Consider the following 23,315-nt stretch of genomic DNA (forward strand, 5'->3'; position numbering starts at 1 on the left):
CGTGTGGCCTGCCCGGTGCCGCCCGGTCGGCGCGTCCTAGAATGCCGCCAATGAAGATCCGCCTCGACCCCTGGCCCGTGGATACCCAGGATGGACAACTCACGCTCAAACCCTTCGCCGGGCTGGTCTTCAACGCCGAAACCGATACCTGGGCCGCCGTTGCTCCCCGAGACGTCCCGAGACGACTGGAACAGGTACTCGTGGTGGACGGCAAGCCACGCATGGAGGCCCGACTGCTACTGGACGACGAGGCGGGCGGCCTGAGCCTGGCTGGCTTCGGGGCGTATGTGGTGGGCGCGGTGAACCTCTGCCCACACGGCTCGCGTCAGGCCGAGCTGTACGGCGTGGCCGCTCAGCGCATCCTGGCTTACAGCTCCGACACGCCGGGCACCATGCTGGAACCTGCGCGACTGAGCCCACGCAATCCGCATACCGGACAGCTGGACTACCATCCGCACCGCTTCAACGGTGCCCAGCTGGAGGGCGCTCGGGGCAAGGTGCAGCGTCTGATGCTGGACGCCGAGGCCACCCTGAGCAGTGACCTCGCCTCAGCCCTGCCGCTGGACGAGCACGATCCCAACGCCCTGCCCGACACGCTGGTGTTGCAAGACGGCCCCGTCAGGATCGGCGGGGCCGGACGGGCTGTCCTGGGCTATGTGAAGACGCTGCACACCGACTATCTGGGCGCTGACCGGATCGGGTTGCTGGGAACGCTGAAGCCCGGCGAGCGCACGCCCGTCCTGCGGTTCCGGGTGGGCGACCAGGGCGGCGGCGCGGACAGTGAAGGTCGTGAGCAGCGCTTCACGTGGTATGTGCGGCTGTGCGATCCGCCGTTCTATCAACACCCGCTGGCCGGTGTGATGCGCCTGGAGATGCACGCCCCCGACGACAGCGACTTTGTGCCGCGCGGCGTGCTGGACATTGCCAATCTGTCGGGCACCCTGCTGTGCCGGCTCGCCAGTGCACCGCACAAGGATCCCCGCGCCCCCCAGAACCTGATCCCGACCGCCGCCCTGGAACACGCCATGGGCCGCGCCATGGGCAGCCCCGAACTCGTGACGCGCCGCATCCGCGCCCATATCGCGCAGATGTACGGGCCGGAGGCGGTGGCATGATGGGACGCAGAGGGCAGAGGGCAGAGAGCGGAGCGCCGACAGCGGGTTTAGCCCTCTGCCCTCTGCGCTCGGCTCTCCGCGCCGGCCGGAGGCCGGCATGATCGGCATGATCCTCGGCACCGAGGACGTCACGCCCACCGTGTTCTGGTTCGCGGTCACGAAGGGGGCGAGCGTGCAGCTCGACGACCTGATCACGGTGCAGACGACGCGGCCGGACGGGCGGGTCGTGACGTTCTACGGGCTGGTGGACAACGTCCGCAAGCGGCACGAGGGCGTGACCTTCGAGTCGGACGTGGAGGACGTGGTGGCGGGCGTGCTGCCGGCCAGCGTGAGCTACGCGGCGCGGGTGCTGGTCACGCGGGTCGATCCCGAGCACTTCATCCCGCCGCAGCCGGGCGACCTCGTGCGGCACGCGCGGGGTGACGATCTGAAGATGGCCCTGAGCGCTGACAAGATGCAGGAGGCCGCCTTCCCCGCCGGACTCCTGGCTGACGGGCAGGCGCTGCCACTGAACTTCCGCTTCGTGAACGGCGAGAGCGGCGGGCACATCAACATCTCGGGCATCTCCGGCGTGGCGACGAAGACCAGTTACGCGCTGTTCCTGCTGCACTCGATCTTCCGCAGCGGCGTCATGGATCGCGTGTCGGCGGCCAGCGGCGGCCAGATGGCGGGGTCGGCGGGCGGCCGGGCGATCATCTTCAACGTCAAGGGCGAGGATCTGCTGTTTCTGGACAAACCGAACAGCAAGGTCGAAAAGCGCGAGGCCCAGGCCAGCGCCGAGAAGGGCCTGAGCAGCGACCGCTACACGATCATGGGCCTGCCGCGCACGCCGTTCCGGGACGCGCAGTTCCTCGCGCCGCCGCGCCCGGGGTCGGTCAGCGGGGCGATCACGCCGCACACGGATCAGCGGGGCGAGGGCGTGACGCCCTTCGTGTTCACGCTGCGCGAGTTCTGCGAGAAGCGCATGCTGCCCTTCGTGTTCAGCGACGCCGGCAGCAGCCTGAACCTGGGGTTTGTCATCGGCAACGTCGAGGAGAAACTCGCGCGGCTCGCGCAGGGACAGACGGGGCCCGGCGTGACCGTCGAGGACTGGACGCCTGACGAGGCGGACGTGGCGCTGGAGGAGCTGAGCTTCACGGAGGTCGGCGGCATCACCATCCGCACCTTCGAGCAGCTGATCTCCTACCTGGAATTCAAGCTGCTCGAAGACCGCGAGGGCGAGGGCGACCCCAAGTGGGTGCTGAAGCAGTCGCCCGGCACGCTGCGCGCCTTCACGCGCCGGCTGCGCGGCGTGCAGAAGCACCTGAACCCCCTGATCCGCGGCGACATCACGGCCGCCGAGGCCGAGCGCTTCCGACCGAACCTGCTGCGGGGCGCGCAGCTGTCGGTCGTGGACATCCACAACCTGTCCGGTCCCGCGCAGATGTTCGTGGTGGGCGTGCTGCTGCGCGAGGTCTTCGAGCACAAGGAACGCTTTGGCCGCCAGGACACGGTGTTCGTGGTGCTCGACGAGCTGAACAAGTACGCGCCGCGCGACGACAGCAGCCCGATCAAGGACATCCTGCTGGAGATCGCCGAGCGGGGCCGATCCCTGGGCATCATCCTGATCGGCGCGCAACAGACGGCCAGCGAGGTCGAGCGGCGCATCGTCTCGAACGCCGCGATCCGCGTGGTCGGGCGCCTCGACCTGGCCGAGGCCGAGCGGCCCGAGTACCGCTTCCTGCCTCAGAGCTTCCGCGCACGCGCCGGCATCCTGCAGCCCGGCACCATGCTGGTCAGCCAGCCCGACGTGCCCAACCCCGTGCTGATCAACTACCCGTTTCCCGCGTGGGCCACGAGAAAGGACGAGGTCGACGACCTGGACGGCCGCCCTGTCGCCGAGGTCGGCGAGGACTGGCTGAGGTGAGCGGGCGCGTCCTCCTCACCGGCATGTCCGGCACCGGGAAGTCGTCGGTGCTGGCAGAGCTCGCACGGCGTGGGTGCGAGGTCGTGGAGACGGACGTGGGCGGCTGGTGCGTGTGGGGCGCGTTGCCGGGATCGGACAATGCCGGCTGGCTGTGGCGCGAGGATTGGATGCGTGAACTGCTCGGTAGGCCCCGCTCCGTGCCGCTGGTCGTGGCCGGGTGTGTGGCGAACCAGGGGCAGTTCTACCGGCTGTTCGGGAAGGTCGTGCTGCTCAGCGCCCCGGCGGACGTGATCCTGGCGCGTGTACAGGCGCGGACGGACAACCCGTACGGCAAGACACCGGAGGATCAGGCCGAGATCCTGGCGAATCTGCGCGACGTGGAACCGCTGCTGCGGCGGGGTGCGGACATGGAGTTCGACACGTCGGGGATGACCGTAGCCGAGACTGCGGACGCGGTGCTGGCCCTCGTGGGGTGAAGGTGCGGTGAAGCCCTCGGCCCGGCATTCTCTCACGGCACTCATCGACGATGGACGGGTCAGGACGCACGGTCGAGCACCGATACACCGTTCAGGACGCCGGCACCCGGTGTCCAGGGGGAGGCATGGATCACACCGAATTTCTGCAGCACCTGCGCGGCCTCTACCCCGACGCGGAGTTCCTGGAGCACGGCGGTACGGTGTTCGTGATGTACGACCCGGACGGCCGCCTGCTGCCCGAACGCACACGGCCGTTCGTGACAGTGGTGCCGGACGACGCGCACGACACGGCGTCCGACCTGGCGCGGCCGGGCGTGTACCGCGTGAACATCGGCGTGTCGCCGGACACGTATCGGGCGCACTTCGGGCCACCCCCCCGGACGGGAACGGACGGGCTGGTGAGCACCGGGCATGATTTCACCATGCTAGACACGCTGCTGCCGCACCCGGTGTACGCGCCGATGTCGTGGGTGTGCGTCCTGAGCCCCTGCGCGGCCACCGTGGCGGCGCTGCGGCCCCTGCTGGACGAGGCGTACGCGCGGGCCGTGCAGAACCACGCGCAGGCGGGAAGGCCTCGTGGCCCAGCGGGTACACTGCCCGGATGACCGTGCCCTCCCCCACCCTGAGCTTCAGCGCCACGCCCGGCCGCCTGGACGCCGTGCTGTCGGCGCTGAGCGGGCAGAGCCGCTCGCAGGTGGCTGGGTGGATCGCCGGGGGCTTCGTGCTCGTAGACGGCGTGCCCGCCCTGAAGGCCAGCGTGAAGCTGCGCGGCGGCGAGACCGTCAGTGTGGCCGTGCCGCGCCCGCCCGACTCACACGTGGCCCCGGAGGATGTGCCGCTGGACATCCTGTTCGAGGACGAGCACCTGATCGCCGTGAACAAACCGCCGGGCATGGTCACGCACCCCGCGCCGGGCGTGACGACCGGCACGCTGGTGAACGCCCTGCTGGGCCGCACGACCCTGCCCGAGCAGGAGGGCTTCGACGGCCCGGACGGCTTCCGCCCCGGCATTGTCCACCGGCTCGACAAGGACACGAGTGGCGTGATCGTGGTGGCCAAGACCGTGCAGGCCCACGCGAAACTGGCCGCAGCCTTCAAGAACCGTGATACCCGCAAGACGTACCTCGCGATCGCCGCGGGCACGTGGAAGGCCGACGCGCCGGTGCAGGTCGATGCGCCCATCGGTCGCCACCCCATCCAGCGGCAGCGCATGACCGTAGGCGGTGCCCAGTTCCGGGACGCGCAGACGCTCGTGACGCCACTGGCCGCACACCGCGACGGGCACGGGCGAACGCTGGCGCTGGTGCGGGCCCAGCCGCGCACGGGCCGCACACACCAGATCCGCGTGCACCTGCTGCACCTGGGCTCGCCGCTGCTGGGCGACCCGGTGTACGGCCGACTCAGCGAGATCATGCCCCGGCACGCGCTGCACGCGCAGTTCCTGGACATCCCACACCCGGTCACGCGCGACATGCTGCACCTGCATGCCCCCGCCCCGGACGACCTGCTCCAGGCATGGGTGGCCCTGGGAGGCTCGGTACCGGGAAATCTGGAAGAGCTGTAAAAAATGAAGGCCTCATGAAGCAGGCGAACGAGGCTTCATCTTGTGCTCAGATTCTCCGGGGCGTATAACCGGAGGTGACCTTCTTCACACTCGAATGACGCGCCTGCTCCTGGAGAAGGCCACATCAATACAGCTCCGGGTTCCGTGAATTCCAGCTTTTCTGCGCCCAGTGGTGCAGGTCAGGATCTGGCCTGACTGCCGCCCACGTCGCCGGATGGCCGGCCCGCGTCTGCCCGGGGACAGAGGGGGACGCATGAAGAGATCGCCGTTCCGGCCCTCGCCCCACGTCATCGGCCGCCGCCCGACCGGCTGGCTGACCAGCCCCACGCTGCTGGGTCTGGCACTCCTGAGCGGCTGTGGCGACCGCACTGCTCAGCCACAGGCGACCACGCTGGGGGCCGTCCCGCAGTACCGCGAGGCCAGCGCCTTCGACCGCTCGCCCAGTTTCCGTGCCCTGGCCCGAACCCTGCCACCCCGTGTCCCGACAGCGGCCGACGCCACGGCTGAACCTCTGGACATCCGCCCGGATCGTGGCCGCGTGACGATGGATCGGGGCCACACCCGCGATGCCGCGTTGCAGCCGACCGGTACGCTGGGCACGGCCGCCATCGGCCCGCAGGTCTCGGCCCCGGTCGCGAACTTCGAGGGCCTCAGCAGCCAGGACAACTTCACCCTGTACGGTGGCCGCGTGAACCCGCCGGATCCGGTCGGGGACGTCGGCCCGAACCACTACGTCGAGATGACCAACCTGGCGTTCGCCGTGTACGACAAACAGGGCAACCGGCTGCTGGGGCCGTCGAAGCTCGGTGATCTGTGGGCGGGCTTCCCGGTGCCGGACTGCACGGACAACTCGGGTGATCCCATCGTCGTGTACGACCAACTTGTGGACCGCTGGATCCTGACGCAGTTCACCACGCGCGGCCTGAACAACCCGGCGCTGCCGTTCTACGAGTGTGTGGCCGTCTCGACCACGGGCGACCCCACCGGGTCGTACTACCGCTACGCCTTCACGTCCGGCACGTTCTTCCCGGATTACCCGAAACTGGGCGTGTGGACGGACTCGTACATCCTGACCACCCGCGAGTTCGGGGGCAGCGGCGAATACGGCATCGGCGTGTATGCGCTGGAGAAGAACAAGATGATCGCCGGCGATCCCAAGGCCCGCGCCGTGCGCTTCCTGCTACAGGACGGCGTGGTGCCCCTGAACGAGATCGGGGACGGCCTGCTCCCGCCGGATATCGACGGCACGCGCCGCCCGCAGGCCCGGATCGCCGCACCGATCATCGGCACCGAGGACGACGGCGCGGGGTACGGCGCGACCACGGACGCCCTGAACGTGTATGAGCTGCTGGTGCAGTGGAACTCCAGGCCCGACGCCTCGCTGACTCTGGCGGCCAAGCTGCCGGTCGCGCCGTTCGACTCGATCTTCCCGTGCGGCCCGACCTCGCGCGACTGCCTGCCGCAGCCGGGCATCACGAACCGCGATCAGTTCCTGGATGTCCTGTCGTACCGGCAGCGTCCGCTGTACCGCCTGGCGTACCGGAATTTCGGCAGACACGAGTCCTTCGTGACCACCCAGACCGTCGAGGCCAGCCCCGGAGTGGCCGGGATGCGCTGGTACGAGGTGCGGCGCGTGGACGGCGCGTACTCGGTGCACCAGCAGGGCACCTACGCGCCGGGCGACGGCATCCAGCGCTGGATGGGCAGCGTTGCCATGGACGGCAGGGGCAACATGGGCCTGGGCTACAGTGTCGTGAACGGCGTGGACGTCTTCCCCGGCATCCGCTACACCGGCCGACTGGCGACCGACGCTCCTGGCACCATGACCCTGGGTGAACAGACCCTGATCGCGGGCAGCGGCGTGCAGCGCACTGTCAACTCCCGCTGGGGCGACTACACCTCCATGAACGTCGATCCCACGGACGACTGCACGTTCTGGTACGTGAACGAGTACTACACCGCCGCCGGACAGGCCGCCAGCGTCGCCGGCTGGCAGACCCGCATCGGCTCGTTCCGGGCACCGGGGTGCGCTCCGTAAGCGGCCGGTCTCCTGCTGAAGGGATAGCTGTGCCTGCGCCAGTCTCGTTCTCGTCTCACCAGCGTCAGAGCACCTGACCCGGTCAGGAACAGTGGGGCCTCGAAGATGCCTGATCCGAGGCCCCTGCGCCTGCTTTCCTCGTACCAGCGGTGCCGCCCCTCCGCTCCCGCTGTTCCCCACGCCCAGTCGTCCTCCGAAACGTGAATGTCTGCCCAGGCCCACCCGCAGCACTGGAAGGGATCGGGCGGCCTATGGTACCGGTCGGCGCTGACCGCACCAACAGGAGGAGCGACATGGCAAGAACAGCACTGGTGGTGGGCGCAAGTGGAATCGCCGGCAGCGCGGTGGCGACGCTGCTGCTGGAACACGGGTGGACGGTTCACGGGCTCGCCCGACGCCCGGATCAGACCGGAGCGATCCTGCCGGTGGTGGCCGATCTTCAGGACGCCGCCGCAACGGCCGCCGCCCTGTCCAATGTCCACCCCGACACGGTGTTCATCACCACCTGGGCGCGGCAGGACAGCGAGGCCGAGAACATCCGGGTCAATTCGGCCATGGTGCGCCATCTGCTCGACGGCCTGCCTGCTGCGACCGGCCCCCGCCACGTCGCGCTGGTCACCGGCCTCAAGCACTACCTGGGCCCGTTCGAGTCGTACGGCCAGGGCACGCTGCCGCAGACCCCCTTCCGCGAGGAACAGGGCCGGCTGGACGTGCCCAACTTCTACTACGCGCAGGAGGACGCCCTCTTTGCGGCGGCAGAGCGCGACGGCTTCACATGGAGTGTCCACCGGCCACACACGGTCATCGGCCAGGCGGTCGGCAACGCCATGAATATGGGCACCACGCTTGCGGTCTACGCCACGCTGTGCCGCGAGACGGGCCGCCCCATGCGCTTTCCCGGCTCGGCCGCGCAGTGGCACGGCCTGACGGATATGACCGACGCCCGGCAGCTCGCCCGCCACCTGCTGTGGGCCGCCGAGACGGGCGCGGCGCACAACGAGGCCTTCAACGTCGTGAACGGCGACGTCTTCCGCTGGCAGTGGATGTGGGGCCGGATCGCCAGTTGGTTCGGGCTCGAGGCCGTCCCCTTCGACGGCACGGTGCGCCCCCTGGAAGAGCAGATGGCCGGCGACGCGGCCCGGTGGGAGCAGCTCGCGGTGCGGGACGGACTCGCCGAGCCCGACCTGTGGCGGCTGGCCTCGCCGTGGCACACCGACGCCGATCTGGGACGGCCCGTGGAAGTCGTGACCGACATGTCGAAGAGCCGGCGGCTGGGGTTCACGGCCTACCAGCCCACCGACGACGCCTTCTTCGACCTGTTCGCGCGGCTGCGCCGAGACCGCCTGATTCCCTGAGCCTGGGAACGGCGGAAGAGGACGGGCCGTGCGGTGCCGGTTGCGGGATTCATGACCTCAACGCGGGAGAACCAGACGGCCAGCCACTGGCACCCGGCAGACAGAACGGCCTGATGCCGGTGACCATTCACCTTCGCTCAAGTCCGGCTTGCCCCCTGGCCAGCGCGACCTCCTAGCCTCGGGGCATGACGAAACGAGACGACGAGCAGGGCGGGCTGCCCAGTGACGCCGGCAACGGCATGAGTGACCGCGCCGGGAACTACGACGAGTCCGAGACGGGCATGACGGACACGCCCACGGGCACCTCGACCGCTGGCGACGGGAACGCGGTGCCGGGTGTGGACGGTGAGCGGCCAGCGATGGACACGGGGACGAGCTTTGGAGTCGATCCCAACGACGACGAGCGTCAGGGCGGCTGAGCCCTGCGGCCGGGCCAGGGCACGTTCCTTCCGGGGAGCGTGCCCTACACTGTGCGGCTGATGGCCGCGTCTCCCCTGCCCCCGCACACGCTCTCGGTCGCGCCGATGATGGACTGGACGGATCGGCACTGCCGCGTCTTCCACCGCACCCTGACGCGCCGGACACTGCTGTACACCGAGATGGTCACGACCGGCGCGATCATCCACGGTGACCGCGAGCGTCACCTGGGCTTCGATGCCGCCGAACATCCGGTGGCGCTGCAACTGGGCGGCAGCGACGCGGCGGCCCTGGCCGAGTGTGCCCGGATCTCGGAGGATCGGGGCTACGACGAGGTCAACCTGAACTGCGGCTGTCCCAGCGACCGCGTGAGCAGCGGCTCCTTCGGCGCGTGCCTGATGGGCACCCCGGACGTGGTGGCCCGCGCCGTCGAGGCCATGCGCGGCGCGACCCGCCTGCCGGTGACGGTCAAGCACCGCATCGGCATTGACGATCTGGACAGTTACGAGCACCTGACCGCATTCGTGCGAACCGTCGAGGCCGCCGGCTGCGGAACCTTCATCGTCCATGCCCGCAAGGCGTGGCTGAGCGGCCTGTCGCCCAAGGAAAACCGCGAGATTCCCCCGCTGCGGCACGAGCTGGTGCAGCAACTGAAGGCCGACTTCCCGCACCTGACGGTCGTGCTGAACGGGGGCATCCTGACTCTGGACGCCGCACAGGACGCGCTGGCCTGGGCCGACGGAGTGATGATCGGCCGGGCCGCGTATTCCGACCCCTTCATCCTGGCGCAGGTCGATCAGGACGTGTTCGGAGAGGACACGCCGCCCGTGACGCGGCGCGAGGCCATCGAGGCCTATCTGCCGTACGTCGCCGCACAACTGGAAGTGGGGCAGCCGCTGAACCGCATGATGAAGCACACGCTGGGCCTGTTCGCCGGCCAGCCGGGCGCGCGGCACTGGAAGCGCACGATCAGCGAGCAGGGGCACCGGCCCGGCGCGGGGCTGGAAGTCGTCCGGGCCGCGCTGGACGGCGTGCCGGACGTGGTGCTGGACGCCCAGCCCGGTGCCCTGGTTCAGCCCGCGTGAGCCTCAGCCCCGGCGGGTGAAGTCGGGCTGCGCGTCCAGATTTCTGATCCACGCGGCGATGATGTCGATGCAGGCCTTCACGTCGCGGGCGTCGACCATCTCGTTGGGGCTGTGCATGTAGCGGTTGGGCACGCTGACCACGGCGCTGGGGACGCCCGCACCCGACAGCACCATCGTGTCGGCATCGGTGTAGGTCAGGCGGGGGTTGGCGCTCACCGTGTAGGGAATGCCGTGCTGCTGGGCGGCGGCCTGCATCTGCCGGAAGATCACGGGGCTGGTCATGGCCCCCACACTCAGGTTCGCGCCGCTGCCGAAGGGAGCCACACCGTACTTCTCGGGCTTCACGCCAGGCTGATCCGTCTCGTGAGTGACGTCCACCGCGACCCCGGCCACCGGCCGCACGCGGTACGTGGCGGTCTTGCTGCCGTATGAGCCGATCTCCTCCTGGCTGGTGCCCACCGCCACGACGCGGTGCTTCAGATCCGTGTGTTGCAGCGCCCGCAGCGCCTCCAGCACGATGAATGCGCCCACGCGGTTGTCCAGGGCCCGGCTGACGATCTTCGTCCCGACCATCACGGTGGGCTGCTCGATCACGCCAACGGTGCCGATGGGAATGCGGGCCTTCACGTCGGCCGCGTCCAGGCCCAGGTCGATCCACAGGTCTTCCAGCTTGCTGGCCTTGCGCCGATCCTCCTCGTCCATCACGTGGATGGCCTTCTTGCCGATCACGCCGATCACGTCGCCGTCCGGGGCGAGCAGCCGGATGCGCTGCCCGACCAGCACCTGCGGATCCCAGCCACCGATATTCAGGACGTGCAGGAACCCCTGATCGTTGATGTGACTGACCATCAGCCCGATCTCGTCGAGGTGCCCGGTCAGGAGGATGGCGGGCGCGCCCTCTGGGCCGAGTTCGGCATACACGTTGCCGTAGTGATCCTCGTCCGTTTGGGCAAAGGTCTGGGCCTCGCGCAGCCACACGTCGGCGGCCCGGCGCTCGAAGCCGCTGGGCGCGGCCGGAGCGAGCAGGGCAGTCAGGAAGGCCTCGTTGATGACGGTTGATTCAGCGCTCACGCGGGCGAGCATACGCCGGCCCCGGCTATGCTGAGTGTATGACCCGTCCCACCCCGCCGGACGATTTCACGCCGGAGATCGATGTCGTGGTGGAGGTTCAGCACCTGCCCGCCCACAGCAGCCCGGAGCGGCAGTTGTTCACCTACGTGATCACCGTGCACAACCGCAGCGACCAGACGTGGCAGCTGATCGCCCGCCACTGGGAGATCGTGGACGCCACCGGCCGCGAGACCATCGTGGACGGCGAGGGCGTGGTTGGCGAGCAGCCGGTGCTGCCGCCCGGCGGGTCGTTCACGTACGACTCCTTCGTGACCGTCGAGGCCACGCCGGGCCGCATGGGCGGGCACTACGTCATGCAGGACGCCTGGGGCGTGCACGCCCACGTGCCCATCCCGGCCTTCGTGCTGGACGTGCCGGGAGCGCGGGTACTGAACTGAGGCCTCACAGCAGGCGGGCGTTCCTATGCCTGCGGCATCTCGGCCTCGATCACCGTGCCGTGGCCGGGGGCCGACAGCACACGGTACTGGCCACCGCGGGCATCGATGCGCTCGCGCATCTGCATGAGTCCCAGACCGCCGGCTGAACTGACCCGCCCGCTGATCTGTTCCGGGTCGAACCCCACACCGTCGTCCTGCACCCGCAGCGTGACGCGGGCGCCGCCGTGCAGGGTGACGTTCACCTCACGGGCACGGGCGTGCTTGGCGACGTTGTTCAGGCTCTCCTGCAGGATCCGGAAGATCACGGCCTCGTCGCCGGGCGACAAGTGGATCTCGCCGCTGACGTCCAGGGCGGCCCGCACGCCGTTCTGCTCGCCGAAGTCCATCACGTAGCGCCGGGCGGTCTCCAGCAGGCCGTAGCGCTCCAGATCGATGGGCCGCAGCGCGAAGATGCTCCGGCGCACCTCGCGGATCTGCTCGCGCAGCAGGGCGCTGGCGTCCTTGACCTCCGACTCGGCGCGGACGGGGTCGGTGTGGAGCTGGCGGGCGACCACATCCAGCTTCAGGGCGGCGAAGGCCAGCGACTGCGCCACGCCGTCGTGGATCTCGCGGGCGATCCGGGCCCGCTCGTCTCCGATGGCGAGCTCCTCGGAGTACAGGTACGCGCGGGCGTTGCGCACCGCCAGGGTGGCCTGCCCGGCCATCAGCGCCAGCAGGGGCAGGCGGGCGTCGTCGAAGGCCCCGGTGTCGCGGTGGCCGAAGACGAGGACGCCGACCAGCCCCTCCTCGTCGCGCATGGACAGACCCAGGACGCTGCTGACCTCCGGGAAGACCTCGCCGGCCGCGACGCCGTCGGTGATCAGCGGCAGCGTGGACGCGGCGACCTCGGCGGCGAAGGGGGGCGCGGGCATGCCGCCCGGAGCCTCGCCCAGGCGATCCTGCGCGTACTCCAGGCGCAGCACGCCGTCCTGATCGCTCAGGTACGCGGCACGGGCATCGGCCCCCACGCGCTCCGCCATCGTTCGGGTCACGCGCGACAGCAGGCGGCGCATGTTGCGCTCGGCGCGGATGCTCTGATCCACCGAATACAGCGTCATGAGATCCAGCGTGCGCTGCCGGGCGGCCTCGATCCCGGTCGTGACCTCGGACGCCAGGGCCAGGGCCAGTTCGCGGGTGTCGGGGCTGGGGGGCGTGTCGAAGTGCAGCGCGAGGTCGCCGCCGCCGGGCAGCCGAACCGTCAGCGGGTGCAGGGCGGCACTCGGCCCCGAGAGCAGCGTATCGCCACGGGCGCTGCCGCTCAGGCCTCCGGGCACACTCAGGGTGGCGTGGGTCGCGCCGGTGACCCGCACCGCGCCGCGGGCGGCCACCTCCAGCACCGCGCCCATGTCGGGGGCGCCGCCCAGATCGCGCATGAGTTCCTGCACCGCCTGGAGCCGCGCATGCGACACGCTGAGCTGCTGATAGAGGTCGCGCAGTTCACGTTCAGCCCGTTCACGGGCACGGGTGCCCTCGGCGATCCACTCGACGCTGTAGAAGGTCACGGCCGGGCCGACCAGGCCGTAGAACAGCAGGTGTGCCCAGATCTCGCCCTGGGCACTCGGCAGCCGCGAGATCAGGAATTCCACCAGCCCCACCACCAGCACGATCAGCGGCGGCAGGACATTGCGCACCAGCCGCACCCGGTCGGACAGCCGGCCCCGGCGCAGCGTGGGCGGGGCCGAGGGTGTGGGCAGTGTCCGGGGCGCCTGCATCCCCCCAGTGTAGGCGGCCTGTCCGGCGGTGTCGGTGGGAGCGCAGCCACTCGGGCCAGGACACCGCACCGGCAGCAGGCCCGGCGCGGCACGACCCGCCCGGCATGATCCGACAGGTGGTGTGAACCTCTGTTACCGGATGTCAGGACATTCGATGCAGATTCACTGCACGTTCAGCTGACCCGGCGACTATATTGAAGAAGTTCACATCCTGCGCCCACAATGGGCGCCGCCCGGTGGCCCACCACCACACAGGTCTCCTCCTCCCCTGTCCGTTCTGGACAGGCCCCGCACCGGCACGTCGGGGGGCGTGCCCGTCGAGGATGTATGGCCAGATGACGCAGCAGTGACCGGATCGCGGGTTCGAGCCCGCCCACCACCCGCCACCTTCTGGGGGAAACCATGCGAATGACCCGTCCACGCCCTGGACTGACCAGGGCGGTCGCCGCGATGTGCGCCGCCGTGACCCTGCTGGCAGCGTGCAACCAGACTCCGCACACCCAGGCACCTGCACCCACCGCCACGGCACCGGCCCCGAACGCGCCGCTGCGCGCGCTGGTCGCCTTCACCCCCGCCCCGCCGTCGGCCCAGGTGAGCTTTTCCCTGGAGGGCTGCCGCAACGACGGCTCGCCAGTCATCACGCTGCCCAATTCGGGCGGCAAATTCATCTGTCCGGATGCCGCGTACACTTCGGGCAACCTGGGCAAGGGCTGGAACGAGCTGGATCTCGTGCCGCACCGGCTGACCGCATCGGTCGGCAACCAGGCGAACGCCACAACGACCTTCAGCGTGATTCTCGCTGCGGATTACCAGTTGGGCACCAAGACCGGCTACGACGTCGTGACCGTGCCGGAGATCAACGCCGCGAAGTCCGATGTGTCGTGCCAGATCACGGTGCAGGATCAGCAGACCGGCGGCAGCGTGACCGGCGGCGCAGACACGGTGGTGTATCGCACGGTCAACATCACGCTGAACCGGGGCAAGACCTGCGTGATCGACTACGCCAACCGCCTCGCACTCGGGGCCGCGCAGTACTCCGGGTCGTCGCTCCAGGCCTACATGTTCGAGAAGAGCGACTTCAGCACCGGCAAGCGCACCATCCCGCTGCCCGTGCGGGAGATCCAGCCGCAGACCATCGCCAAGGAGATGAGCGCGTCGCAGGGCCGCGATCAGGTGTGGGACGTGATCAAGCAGCCCACACCCGCCACCCTGAACTTCGGTGACGTGTGTGCTCCCGGCGCCGTGACCGAGAAGGCCGTGCAGATCCGGGTCGCGTGGGAGATCGTGAACGTCGTGCCGGGCAACGTCACGCTGCTGACCCGCATCTATGCCACCAATCCGGCGGCCCGTGTGATCACCGTGGACGTGACCGACCGGATGTACCGCGGGACGGATCAGAGCCAGGGCGTCCTGGACAGCGCGTCCTCCGGCCCGAAGGACGTTCCGGCCAACACCGCGAACGTCCTGATCCTGAGCCATACGTATTCACTGGTCACGACCGACCTTCTGGTCGGTTCCGCCTTCAACGACGTGGCGACCGCCACCTACACCGACAAGGTCACCGGGATTCCCGTTCCCGGCTCGACCACCGCCACCGCGAGCACCACCGTCAGTGCCGGCACCGTGACCAACGCCAGCGCAGCCATCGCCGACAGCGAGTCCATCTCCGGCTCGGCGCTGACCTTCGCGGTCGCCCCGACCACGCTGGGCAGCTTCAGCGGCTACACGCCCGGCACCTTCGTGACCGGCCCCGTGAACTGGAGCGTGGCCGGCCAGACCGCCGCCGGCAGCGTGACCTTCGACAAGACCGTGCGCCTGGGCAGCCGGGTCGTGACCAGCGGCGCCCTGAGCGACACCGCGATCCTGACCGGCTCGGACGGCTTCAGCGACAGCGCGTCGGCCAGCATCGACATCAGTTCGGCAGCCAGCGTCAGCCTGACCATCCGCAAGACCATCCCGGACATCCTCCAGGCCGGCGAGAGCCAGACGTTCACCTTCGCAGTCAAGAACAACGCCGGCGCGACCGTGGCCACGCCCTCGGTCACCTTCGCGGCTGGGCAGACCACCCGGAGCGTCACGGTGAGCAACCTCGACCCCGGCGCGTACACGGTCAGCGAACAGGCCGAATCCGGCTGGGCCACGCACCCCGACCAGTCCACCACGATCGCCCTGCCCTCGTGCAGCGGCAGCGTGACCTTCAACAACGCCATCGTGCCGGCCCAGGCCACGGTTGCGAAGACCACCGTACCCGCCGGCGGGCAGCAGGGCTGGGAATTCAGGCTGCTGAACGCCGACACGAACGCCGTGGTGACGACCGGCACCACCGACGCCAGCGGCACCATCGCCTTCCAGGGCGATCTGGCCGAGGGGAACTACGCGGTCGTGGAGACCGCGCAGACCGGGTATGACCTGACGGCCTCCACCGGCTGCACCTTCAGCGTGAACTACCCGGCCGACGCCGGCAAGACCTTCACCTGCGCGGCCACGAATACCCGGCGCGGCCACATCGTGATCCGCAAGGTCACGAACCCCACCTCCAGCACGCAGGGCTTCGAGTTCACGCCCAGCTATGGCGGCGCCACCCCATTCACCCTGAAGCACGGCGAGTCCAGCGACAGCGGCCTGCTGGTGCCCGGCACCTACCGCGTGTCGGAGGCCGTGCCGGCGGGCTGGCTGCAAACCAGCGCGACCTGTGACGACGGCAGCCCCGTGACCGCCATCGCCCTGGGCGCCGGCGAGACCGTGACGTGCACCTTCACGAACACCAAGCAGCCCAGGCTGACCGTGATCAAGACCGTGGTGAACGAGTACGGCGGCACGAAGGCCGTGGCGGACTTCACCCTGAAGGTCGACGGCAGCACCGTCACCAGCGGCACGGCCACCCAGCAGACCATCGGCACGCACACCGTCAGTGAGGTCACGCCGCTGCCCTACGGCTACACCCAGGACAGCATCGGCGGCGACTGTGACGCGAGCGGCAAGATCACCCTGGCCGCCGGCGACGACAAGACCTGCACGATCACCAACAGCGACTCGCCCGCCAGCATCGTGGTCATCAAGAACGCCAAGCCCGCCAGCGGCAGCTTCGCCTTCACGACCACCGGCAGCGGCTTCAGCGGCTTCACCCTGTCCGGCGCGACCACCGGCGGCGGCAACGTAAAGACCACCTCCGGCCTCGGCGCGGGCACCTATACCGTCAGGGAAACCACCCAGCTCGGCTGGCTCCTGACCGGCATCGGTGGCTCGGCCGACCCGAGTACCCCGTACAACTGCGTGGTGACGGGCAGCGGCGGCAGCAGCGGCGTGGGCGACCTGAACACCGCCACCGCGTCGATCACCCTCAGGATGGGCGACACCGTGACCTGCACCTTCGAGAACACCGGCAACGGCGTGACACGCACCCAGGGCTTCTGGGCCACGCACCCGAATCTGGCGCTGATGGCGTGGGCCGGTGGCACGGGCTTCAGCCACACCTTCCCCGGCGTCGCGGGAACTCCGGGCATCGGTGACCAGCTGCTGTGCGGCAGAACCGTCACCGCCGGCAGCCTGGGCGCCGCCCTGTCCTCCGACGTGATGGGCGCGTTCTGGAGCGGAATTTCCAAGACGACGCTCGGCAAGGCGCGGTCGAGCCTGGATCAGGCCCGGATGCAGCTCCTCCAGCAGCTCATCGCGGCGGAACTGAACGCCTCGGCCTTCGGCAGCGTGCCGGGCAGCGGCTCGTTCGCGGCGTGGGAAGCCGCGTACTGCGGTACAAACGCCGCGGCGATCAGCACGGCGCAGCAGCAGGCCGCCTCCTTCAACACCAGCGGCGACAGCGGCACCTTCACACCGGGTACCTCGGCCAGCAGCAAGCTGGCGCGCAGCATCGCCAATGTGGCGCGCTGGAACGTGCTGCCCTAGTCTTGCGCCCCCCGTCAGGGAGCCTCCCTCACGGGGGGCTTCCTTATGGCTGCTCGGCGTCCGCCGGGTCGCCCGCCCGCGCCGCGCTGTCCACCTTCCACTTCACCTGCCGCAGGAAGCCCCGGAACAGCCGGCTCTCGGCCGGGCTCATCAGGGCGCGGTCGAGCATGGCGCGCCACAGGCGCAGCGTGTGCCGGGCGCGGACGGCGTCGGTGTAGCCGATCAGCTGCATGGTCTCGCGCAGGTGGCCGTACATGGCCTCCATGTCCTCGCGGGTGGCAGTCTTGCGCTCGGCGGCCGTGACCTCATCGCCGCCCTGGAGGAACTCGTAGCACACCAGCAGCACCGCCTGCGCGAGATTCAGGCTGGCGTAGTCCCCGGTGGGAATCCGCACCGTGACCTGACACTGCTCCAGATCGCTGTTGATCAGGCCGGTCTCCTCGGGGCCGAACACCAGGGCGGGCGCGGCGGCGGCGCGCACCAGGGGACGCAGCGTGGCCGGATGGCGACCGGGCGGCAGGTCGGCCCGCACGCGGGCGCTGGTGCCCACGCTCAGGTCGCGGTCGGCCAGCGCGTCCCGAAGCGTGGGATACACGCGGGCCGAGCGCAGCAGATCCTCGGCATGCACGGCCATGGCGACCGACTGCGAATCCAGGTGGTCGCAGCGCGGGGCCACCAGCCGCAGGTCACGGGCACCCATGTTCAGCATGGCGCGGGCCGCCGAGCCGATGTTGCCGGGAGTCTTGGGGGAGACGAGGACGACCGCGAGGTTCACGCGCCGGATGCTACCGCGCCGCGCCGGCCGTCACAGCGGGGCCAGGATCGGCGTCTCGTCCACCACGCCCAGCCCCAGCGCCAGGTCGTGTGCGAGCTCGGCCGGCGTGTCCCCCCACGAGTCCACGCTGATCCGCGTGATGCCCTGGTGGCGCAGCCGGGCATTCACGGCGTTCAGCAGCGCCGGGCGTACACCGGTGTGGCGCCAGTCGGGATGCACGCCCGGCGAGTCGAGCCGCCCGAGGGCGCCGTCCAGCGCCACGCGGCAGATGCCCACGCCGCGCCCCTGTCCGTCCAGCGCAATGGCACTCAGGTGCGAGTCGAAGCCGCCCGCGCCGTCCCGCGCCGCCTCTGCCGCCACGGCGTGGTGTCCGACGCGGTCCTCGTAGGCCCCCAGCGCCTCCAGCCGCACCGATACGTCCGGCACGTCCGCGAGCACGTGCAGCGTCACGCCGTCCGGGGTCGGCACGTGGCGGTACGGCACGCGGCCCTCCAGGCGGCGGTACGAGCCGATCTCGCGCCAGCCGGCGGCCAGCAGATCCACCGGCGGGAACAGCGTGCCGTCCGCGAACACGTACACGCGGCCCACATCGGCCTGCGCGGCCCGGGCGACCGCCAGCGCGGCCGGCACCTGCGCTGCTCCTGGAAACGCTCCGCCCAGCAGCTCCGCGCCGTGCTGCGGGCTGGGGCGTGCGCCCACGGCCGCCACGAACTCGCCGTGGGCATCCAGCGCGACCCACCCGGCCGTGCAGCTCTCGGCCATCCACGCCACGTCCACCTCCGGCAGGCCATACAGAGCGGCCAGGGCCGGCAGCAGCGCGTCCGGCGTGACGGCGCGGACGGTCACGTCGGCGTGCGATCCGTCACGCACGGGCCAGCCGCCCGTACAGGCCGAGATACTGCCCGGCCGGCCCCGCCCAGCTGAAATCCAGCGCCATGCCCCGCTCGATGCGCGCCGCCCACGCCTGCGGGCGGCCATACTCGGCCAGGGCGTCGCGGCACGCCTCCAGCAGCGCGTCCGGCGTGGCGTCCTGAAAGCGGAACCCGATGTCGTGCGGAACGGTGTCCACCAGGCCGCCGGTCTCGCGCACCACGGGCAGCGTGCCGTAGCGCATGGAGATCATCTGGGACAGCCCGCACGGCTCGAACCGGCTGGGCATGGCGAAGGCGTCGGCCCCGGCATAGATCCGGTGTGCGAGCGGTTCGTTGAGCCCCTGTCGGAACTCGACCCGCGCGTGCTGCGACCAGCCCATCAGGGCACCGGTCAGCAGGGGATCGCCGCCGCCCAGCACCACCACATTCCAGTCCTTCACGAGTTCCGGCAGCGCCTCGACCAGCAGATCGATGCCCTTCTGGTCGGCCAGGCGGCTCACGGTCGCCAGCACGGGGGCACCGTCCAGGCCGAACTCCTGCTGCAGGGCGGTACGGGCCGCCGCCTTGCCGGACGCGTCCGCGAAGGCCGGAATGTCCGGATCGGTGCGCGGATCCCAGCGCTCCTGATCGAGCCCGTTGATGATCCCACTCAGACGGCCCTCGCGGGTCAGGCGCACCAGCAGACCGTCGAGCCCCTCGCCGTACTGCGGCGTGGTGATCTCCAGCGCATATGTGGGGCTCACGGTGGTCACGTGATCCGCGAAGGTCAGTCCGCCCTTCATCAGGCTGAGATCCCCGTGGAACTCCAGACCGTCCTGCCCCAGGGTCCATTCGGGCAGCCCGGTCCAGCGCGCGGCCTCCGGCAGGTTCCAGCGGCCCTGGTACTGGAGGTTGTGCACCGAGAACACCGTCCGCTGGCCGGCCAGATGTGCGTGGGCCACGACCAGCCCCGCCTGCCAGTCGTGCCCGTGCAGGATGTCTGGCAGCACGTCCAGCCGCCGCAGCACCGGCAGCACCGCCCGGCTGAACAGCGAGTAGCGCCACACGTCGTCCGGGTGGTACAGCCCCGGCCGCTCGAAGAGATCCATGCCGATGAACACGTACCGGACACCGGCCTCCATCAGCTCTCCCACGCGCACCACGGGGCTGCCCAGTGCTCCCGAGACTTCCGGCAGCGCGCCTTCCCACACCAGCACCGGCGTGCCGGCCAGATCCGCGTACCACGGCGAGACCACCGTCACCTGTGCACCCAGCCGCGCCTGCTCGGTCGGCAGCGCTCCCAGCACGTCCCCGAGCCCCCCGGACCGCGAGTAGGGAAAGACCTCCGAGCCCACGTGTACAACTTGCATGCCCGCACTCTACCCGCCCGCCACGCCCGGTCGCCCGGGTGCGTTTGACAAGCCGCGTACCCACTCGCTACACTTCCCCTCGCCTTGATGGCGGGTACTCCGGCAGTCCGGGCTCTTAGCTCAACGGTCAGAGCAGTCGGCTCATAACCGATTGGTTGCCGGTTCAAATCCGGCAGGGCCCACCAAGTTTTCCAGGCACAGCGGCGCAGCCGGGCGGTTAGCTCAGTGGTAGAGCATTCGCTTCACACGCGAAGGGTCGTAGGTTCAAGTCCTATACCGCCCACCAACACAAGACCTCGACTCAGTCGGGGTTTTTTCATTTTGGCTGGCGGCCTGCATTCCCCGTTTTTTCTCATTCACCACAACCCAACCACAATTCCGTTCTGAAACCGCTCAAAGCGCACCATCCTCGTCATCCTCAAACCCGAGCTCGGGTGCGACGAGCTCGTCCTTGAAAATGTGCAGGTAGACCTTGAGGACGGTGGCCACACTGTCTCCGATGATCCCAGCGATCTCCCCGATCGTCATGCCTCCCTCGGCGGCAAGCGTGACAAAGGTATGGCGCAGGGCGTGGATGTCCAGCACCCGCAGGGGCTGTGCATCGTCGGGATCCCTGCCGGCGGCGGCCAGCGCCTCCCGTTCCAGGCGATCCGCCTGACCCACAACTTCCAGGTAGACGCGGCGCATGTTGTCCGGCCGCAGGGGCCTGCCTCTGAGGCCAGAAAACACGTAAGGCGAACCCGGCCTGTCGGGGTAGACCGCCGCATGTTGGAGCGCAGCCGCTTCCCGCACCTTCCTGACGAGCGCCACAGCGTCGCGGCTGAGGGGAACATCCCGGATGGACTGCGAGGTTTTGGGGGACGTCTCGTACACCCTCCCACTGGACGTCGAGCGGGTGGTCTCGACCCTGGCCACCTTCCGCCCCTCGCCATCGATACGCACGTTCGACCACCGGAGGCCCAGAGCCTCCCCACGGCGCATGCCGGTGAGCAAGATAAAGGCCAGCACATCGCCGTACGTCACGTGAGAGCACGCCTGACGGAACCGCCGCGCCTCCGCCTTGTTGTAGGCCGGTGGCGTCTCGGCATCTCCCCTTTCGCGTTTTGGACGTATTCCCTTGACGTCGGCGGGATTGGTGATGATCAGGCCGTCCTGGCGGGCGGTCTCCAGCACCAACCGCACCAGGGTATGGGCATGGCCCCGTACCACGAACCCCTTCTCAGATCGGCGGAGGCCGGCATACAGCGTGCGGAGTGTTGACGGGGTGATTGCGCCCAGCCGCATCGCGTGGAGCGGTGCGAGGTAGAGCCGCAGGTTGGTGGTGTACAGGTCGCGCGTCCGGTCGCCGAGGCCCTCACGCTCGCTGATCACCTTGGTCGCGTAGGCACCGAAGGTCAGCGTGGATTTTGGGGCGAGCTGACCGGCCCTGGCCAGGGCGACGCGGGCCTCGAGGAGTTCCTTGACCTTCTTTTTCGTGGTTCCGGTGGCGTAGATCCGCTTGCCCTGGCCGCTCGGCAACGTGATGTGGCGCGAGCCCTCGATCTTGCCTGAGGCGAGCCATCTGTACCCTGCAGGAAGGACATCCCGTTCCGGGGCCTCGCCACTGCCGGCTCCTTCCGTCCTGCGTTTACGGGCCATGCGGAAGTATCTCGTCGAGAAGACTCATGCACCGTGCAAACCCTCTACATTGACCGGGACGAGCGGGACAACAGCCCTGAAGTGCGTGCTGAACAGCTGTCTGACCGTCCCGAAACCCAACCCGGCTGGCCCGGAAGGCAACGGGACGGTGTCTTGATTCGGTTCACGCTGGCCGCTCCGATGGTCACCCCGCCTGCGTATACCCTACTGGCGTAATGCTTTGTCAGGCGTCAGGGGGCGCAGGATGGCCGTGTGGCTGGCGTTGTCCATGAGCACCTCGACCCAGCCGATGGTCTCGCTGCGGTCGGTGGTCTTGCTGATCCCGTTGAGCTGTGTCACGGTCACGCGCATCTGCTTGCTGTCGGCGGGGAACTTGATGGTGACGTCCTTACCCCACTGCAACGGCTGTCCGGGCAGACTCACTTCCTTGTCCTCGACCACGTCTTTGATGACCGTATACCGCACGCCCACACTCACCCGGCCGCGTGCGTCGTAGGCGATGGTCTGGGGACCGGCAAACGGTATTTTGACCTTCACGCACTGCCCGCTGTTCTTGACCGTGCCACTCAGGGTGAACTGGGTGTCCGTGCGGCCCGTCAGGCCGATGTAAGTTGAGGCTTCCCGTGTATCTGGGGACACCTCAGGCGTCATTGACGGGTCGAGTTTCCAGCCGGTCGGGGCAACGAAGAGGAAGTCCGTGCGCCGCTCGCCGGCGCAGTGCCCGTTCTGGTCGGAGCGCGAATCGGCGATCACCTGGCGCTCCGTGCGGCTCTCGGGTACCACCATCACCGCGTCCACCGTGCCGAGCGCCGCCGGCAACACGGTGATCCGGGTCACGTAATTCTGGAGCTTCGGGGGCGAGCGGAAGACAAAGTCCTTGAGCTTGTCCCACAGGGAGACCGTCTTGAAGAACGACACCTCGCCTTCGAGCACCGTGGGCTTGTCAACGGTGCCTTCCAGAGGACAGTCGAAGGTGACCTCGTTGTTCGTCACGGTCTTGGGGCGGCAGGATCGGCTGTCCAGCGCCATGAGGGGCGTCGAGAGGCCGATGTTGATCCCTTTGAACGTCACGTCGAACGACTCGGCGTCCGTGCTGGTTCGGGCGACGAACGTGGGGCTGATGCCCTGGAGGATGGGCGTGCTCTTGCCCCCTGGGAGCAGGGTGATGAGATTGGACGCGTTCCGCACGAGGGTGTTCATCTGGTCGGCGGTGGTGGCTGTCCAGGCCTGACCACTCCGCATCAGACTGTCCGCCTCCGCAAACAGGTTGCGCTCGGCAAGACTGAGGTCGCGCACCAGCTGACCCTGCCGCGCCGCGGCGATCAGATCCAGCTGGTTGAGCAGCGCAGTCGCGGCCCCCTGGGCGAAGATCACGTTCCCGTTCAGGCGGGCCGACCCCGTGTTGATGGTCGATTCCAACCCAGACCGAATCTGCTCGACCGCGTCCCCGACCGGACTGTCCGCCAGCGCCGTCTGGGCGGCCGCGGAACTGGCGAGGACGAGCGTGACGATCATGGACATCCGCTGGAGCATCATGGTTCCCTCCTGGCACGGATTGAAGTTTTC

The 23,315-nt window shown here is 69.1% G+C and carries 18 protein-coding genes and 2 tRNA genes; 13 read left to right on the top strand and 7 right to left on the bottom strand.

All coding sequences use genetic code 11. The annotated features are described in order from the left end of the window. The first annotated feature begins 50 nt into the window (after positions 1 to 50). From U2P90_RS14645 to dusA, 9 genes are all read left to right on the top strand, one after another. Entirely contained in the window at positions 51 to 1,115 is a 1,065-nt protein-coding gene (locus U2P90_RS14645) for a DNA double-strand break repair nuclease NurA (RefSeq protein WP_322472714.1), read from the top strand. A 106-nt stretch (positions 1,116 to 1,221) separates the two neighbouring features. Then, positions 1,222 to 3,021, top strand: a complete 1,800-nt coding sequence (locus U2P90_RS14650) for an ATP-binding protein (protein ID WP_322474710.1) — start codon at positions 1,222 to 1,224, stop codon at positions 3,019 to 3,021. Continuing rightward, positions 3,018 to 3,497, top strand: coding sequence for a shikimate kinase (locus tag U2P90_RS14655; RefSeq protein WP_322472715.1), 480 nt, complete (start codon positions 3,018 to 3,020; stop codon positions 3,495 to 3,497). Before U2P90_RS14650 ends, U2P90_RS14655 begins: the two co-directional genes overlap by 4 nt. A gap of 125 nt (positions 3,498 to 3,622) precedes the next feature. Then, a complete protein-coding gene (locus U2P90_RS14660) occupies positions 3,623 to 4,102 on the top strand; it encodes a DUF6194 family protein (RefSeq protein WP_322472716.1) in 480 nt (159 codons plus the stop codon). Next, complete coding sequence (locus tag U2P90_RS14665) at positions 4,099 to 5,061, top strand: RluA family pseudouridine synthase (RefSeq protein ID WP_322472717.1); 963 nt, start codon at positions 4,099 to 4,101, stop codon at positions 5,059 to 5,061. The genes U2P90_RS14660 and U2P90_RS14665 overlap by 4 nt, the downstream gene beginning before the upstream one ends. 253 nt (positions 5,062 to 5,314) lie before the next feature. After that, positions 5,315 to 7,099, top strand: a complete 1,785-nt coding sequence (locus U2P90_RS14670) for a hypothetical protein (protein WP_322472718.1) — start codon at positions 5,315 to 5,317, stop codon at positions 7,097 to 7,099. Positions 7,100 to 7,392: 293 nt separating this feature from the next. Then, positions 7,393 to 8,454, top strand: a complete 1,062-nt coding sequence (locus tag U2P90_RS14675; RefSeq protein WP_322472719.1) for an SDR family oxidoreductase — start codon at positions 7,393 to 7,395, stop codon at positions 8,452 to 8,454. A 185-nt stretch (positions 8,455 to 8,639) separates the two neighbouring features. Further along, positions 8,640 to 8,873 carry a hypothetical protein gene (locus tag U2P90_RS14680; RefSeq protein ID WP_322472720.1) on the top strand — a complete coding sequence of 78 codons (234 nt, stop codon included), beginning with the start codon at positions 8,640 to 8,642 and terminating at the stop codon, positions 8,871 to 8,873. Between the two features lie 60 nt (positions 8,874 to 8,933). Beyond that, positions 8,934 to 9,956, top strand: a complete 1,023-nt coding sequence (gene dusA / locus U2P90_RS14685; RefSeq protein WP_322472721.1) for a tRNA dihydrouridine(20/20a) synthase DusA — start codon at positions 8,934 to 8,936, stop codon at positions 9,954 to 9,956. Between the two features lie 3 nt (positions 9,957 to 9,959). Here dusA and U2P90_RS14690 read toward each other — a convergent pair whose 3' ends face one another. Next, complete coding sequence (locus U2P90_RS14690; protein ID WP_380101862.1) at positions 9,960 to 11,039, bottom strand: M20/M25/M40 family metallo-hydrolase; 1,080 nt, start codon at positions 11,037 to 11,039, stop codon at positions 9,960 to 9,962. Positions 11,040 to 11,065: 26 nt separating this feature from the next. On the opposite strand from U2P90_RS14690, the gene apaG reads away from it, so the two are divergent. After that, positions 11,066 to 11,464, top strand: coding sequence for a Co2+/Mg2+ efflux protein ApaG (gene apaG, locus U2P90_RS14695; protein WP_295814641.1), 399 nt, complete (start codon positions 11,066 to 11,068; stop codon positions 11,462 to 11,464). A 23-nt stretch (positions 11,465 to 11,487) separates the two neighbouring features. Here the strand turns inward: apaG and U2P90_RS14700 are convergent, their stop codons facing one another. After that, the gene (locus U2P90_RS14700) at positions 11,488 to 13,215 is read right to left on the bottom strand and encodes a GAF domain-containing sensor histidine kinase (protein WP_295814643.1); all 1,728 of its coding nucleotides are present in this window, start codon (positions 13,213 to 13,215) and stop codon (positions 11,488 to 11,490) included. 408 nt (positions 13,216 to 13,623) lie between these two features. On the opposite strand from U2P90_RS14700, the gene U2P90_RS14705 reads away from it, so the two are divergent. Then, positions 13,624 to 17,115: an MSCRAMM family protein gene (locus U2P90_RS14705; protein WP_322472723.1), complete on the top strand. Its 3,492-nt coding sequence runs from the start codon at positions 13,624 to 13,626 to the stop codon at positions 17,113 to 17,115. A 43-nt stretch (positions 17,116 to 17,158) separates the two neighbouring features. Here the strand turns inward: U2P90_RS14705 and U2P90_RS14710 are convergent, their stop codons facing one another. The 3 genes from U2P90_RS14710 to U2P90_RS14720 are packed head-to-tail and all read right to left on the bottom strand — an operon-like array spanning position 17,159 to position 20,111. Further along, entirely contained in the window at positions 17,159 to 17,890 is a 732-nt protein-coding gene (locus U2P90_RS14710; RefSeq protein ID WP_295814651.1) for an RNA methyltransferase, read from the bottom strand. Between the two features lie 30 nt (positions 17,891 to 17,920). Further along, complete coding sequence (locus U2P90_RS14715) at positions 17,921 to 18,760, bottom strand: hypothetical protein (RefSeq protein ID WP_322472724.1); 840 nt, start codon at positions 18,758 to 18,760, stop codon at positions 17,921 to 17,923. Further along, positions 18,753 to 20,111 carry a glycogen synthase gene (locus tag U2P90_RS14720; RefSeq protein ID WP_322472725.1) on the bottom strand — a complete coding sequence of 453 codons (1,359 nt, stop codon included), beginning with the start codon at positions 20,109 to 20,111 and terminating at the stop codon, positions 18,753 to 18,755. Before U2P90_RS14720 ends, U2P90_RS14715 begins: the two co-directional genes overlap by 8 nt. Positions 20,112 to 20,220: 109 nt before the next feature. Here U2P90_RS14720 and U2P90_RS14725 point away from each other — a divergent pair. Together U2P90_RS14725 and U2P90_RS14730 are read left to right on the top strand one after the other, a co-directional pair. Next, positions 20,221 to 20,296 (top strand) — tRNA-Ile (locus U2P90_RS14725). Between the two features lie 26 nt (positions 20,297 to 20,322). Next, positions 20,323 to 20,397 (top strand) — tRNA-Val (locus U2P90_RS14730). A gap of 107 nt (positions 20,398 to 20,504) precedes the next feature. Here U2P90_RS14730 and U2P90_RS14735 read toward each other — a convergent pair. After that, complete coding sequence (locus U2P90_RS14735; RefSeq protein WP_322472726.1) at positions 20,505 to 21,749, bottom strand: tyrosine-type recombinase/integrase; 1,245 nt, start codon at positions 21,747 to 21,749, stop codon at positions 20,505 to 20,507. A 204-nt stretch (positions 21,750 to 21,953) separates the two neighbouring features. Next, positions 21,954 to 23,285 carry a hypothetical protein gene (locus U2P90_RS14740; protein WP_322472727.1) on the bottom strand — a complete coding sequence of 444 codons (1,332 nt, stop codon included), beginning with the start codon at positions 23,283 to 23,285 and terminating at the stop codon, positions 21,954 to 21,956. Between the last annotated feature and the right edge of the window lie 30 nt (positions 23,286 to 23,315).

It is taken from the genome of Deinococcus sp. AB2017081, assembly GCF_034440735.1.
GTDB lineage: Bacteria > Deinococcota > Deinococci > Deinococcales > Deinococcaceae > Deinococcus > Deinococcus rufus.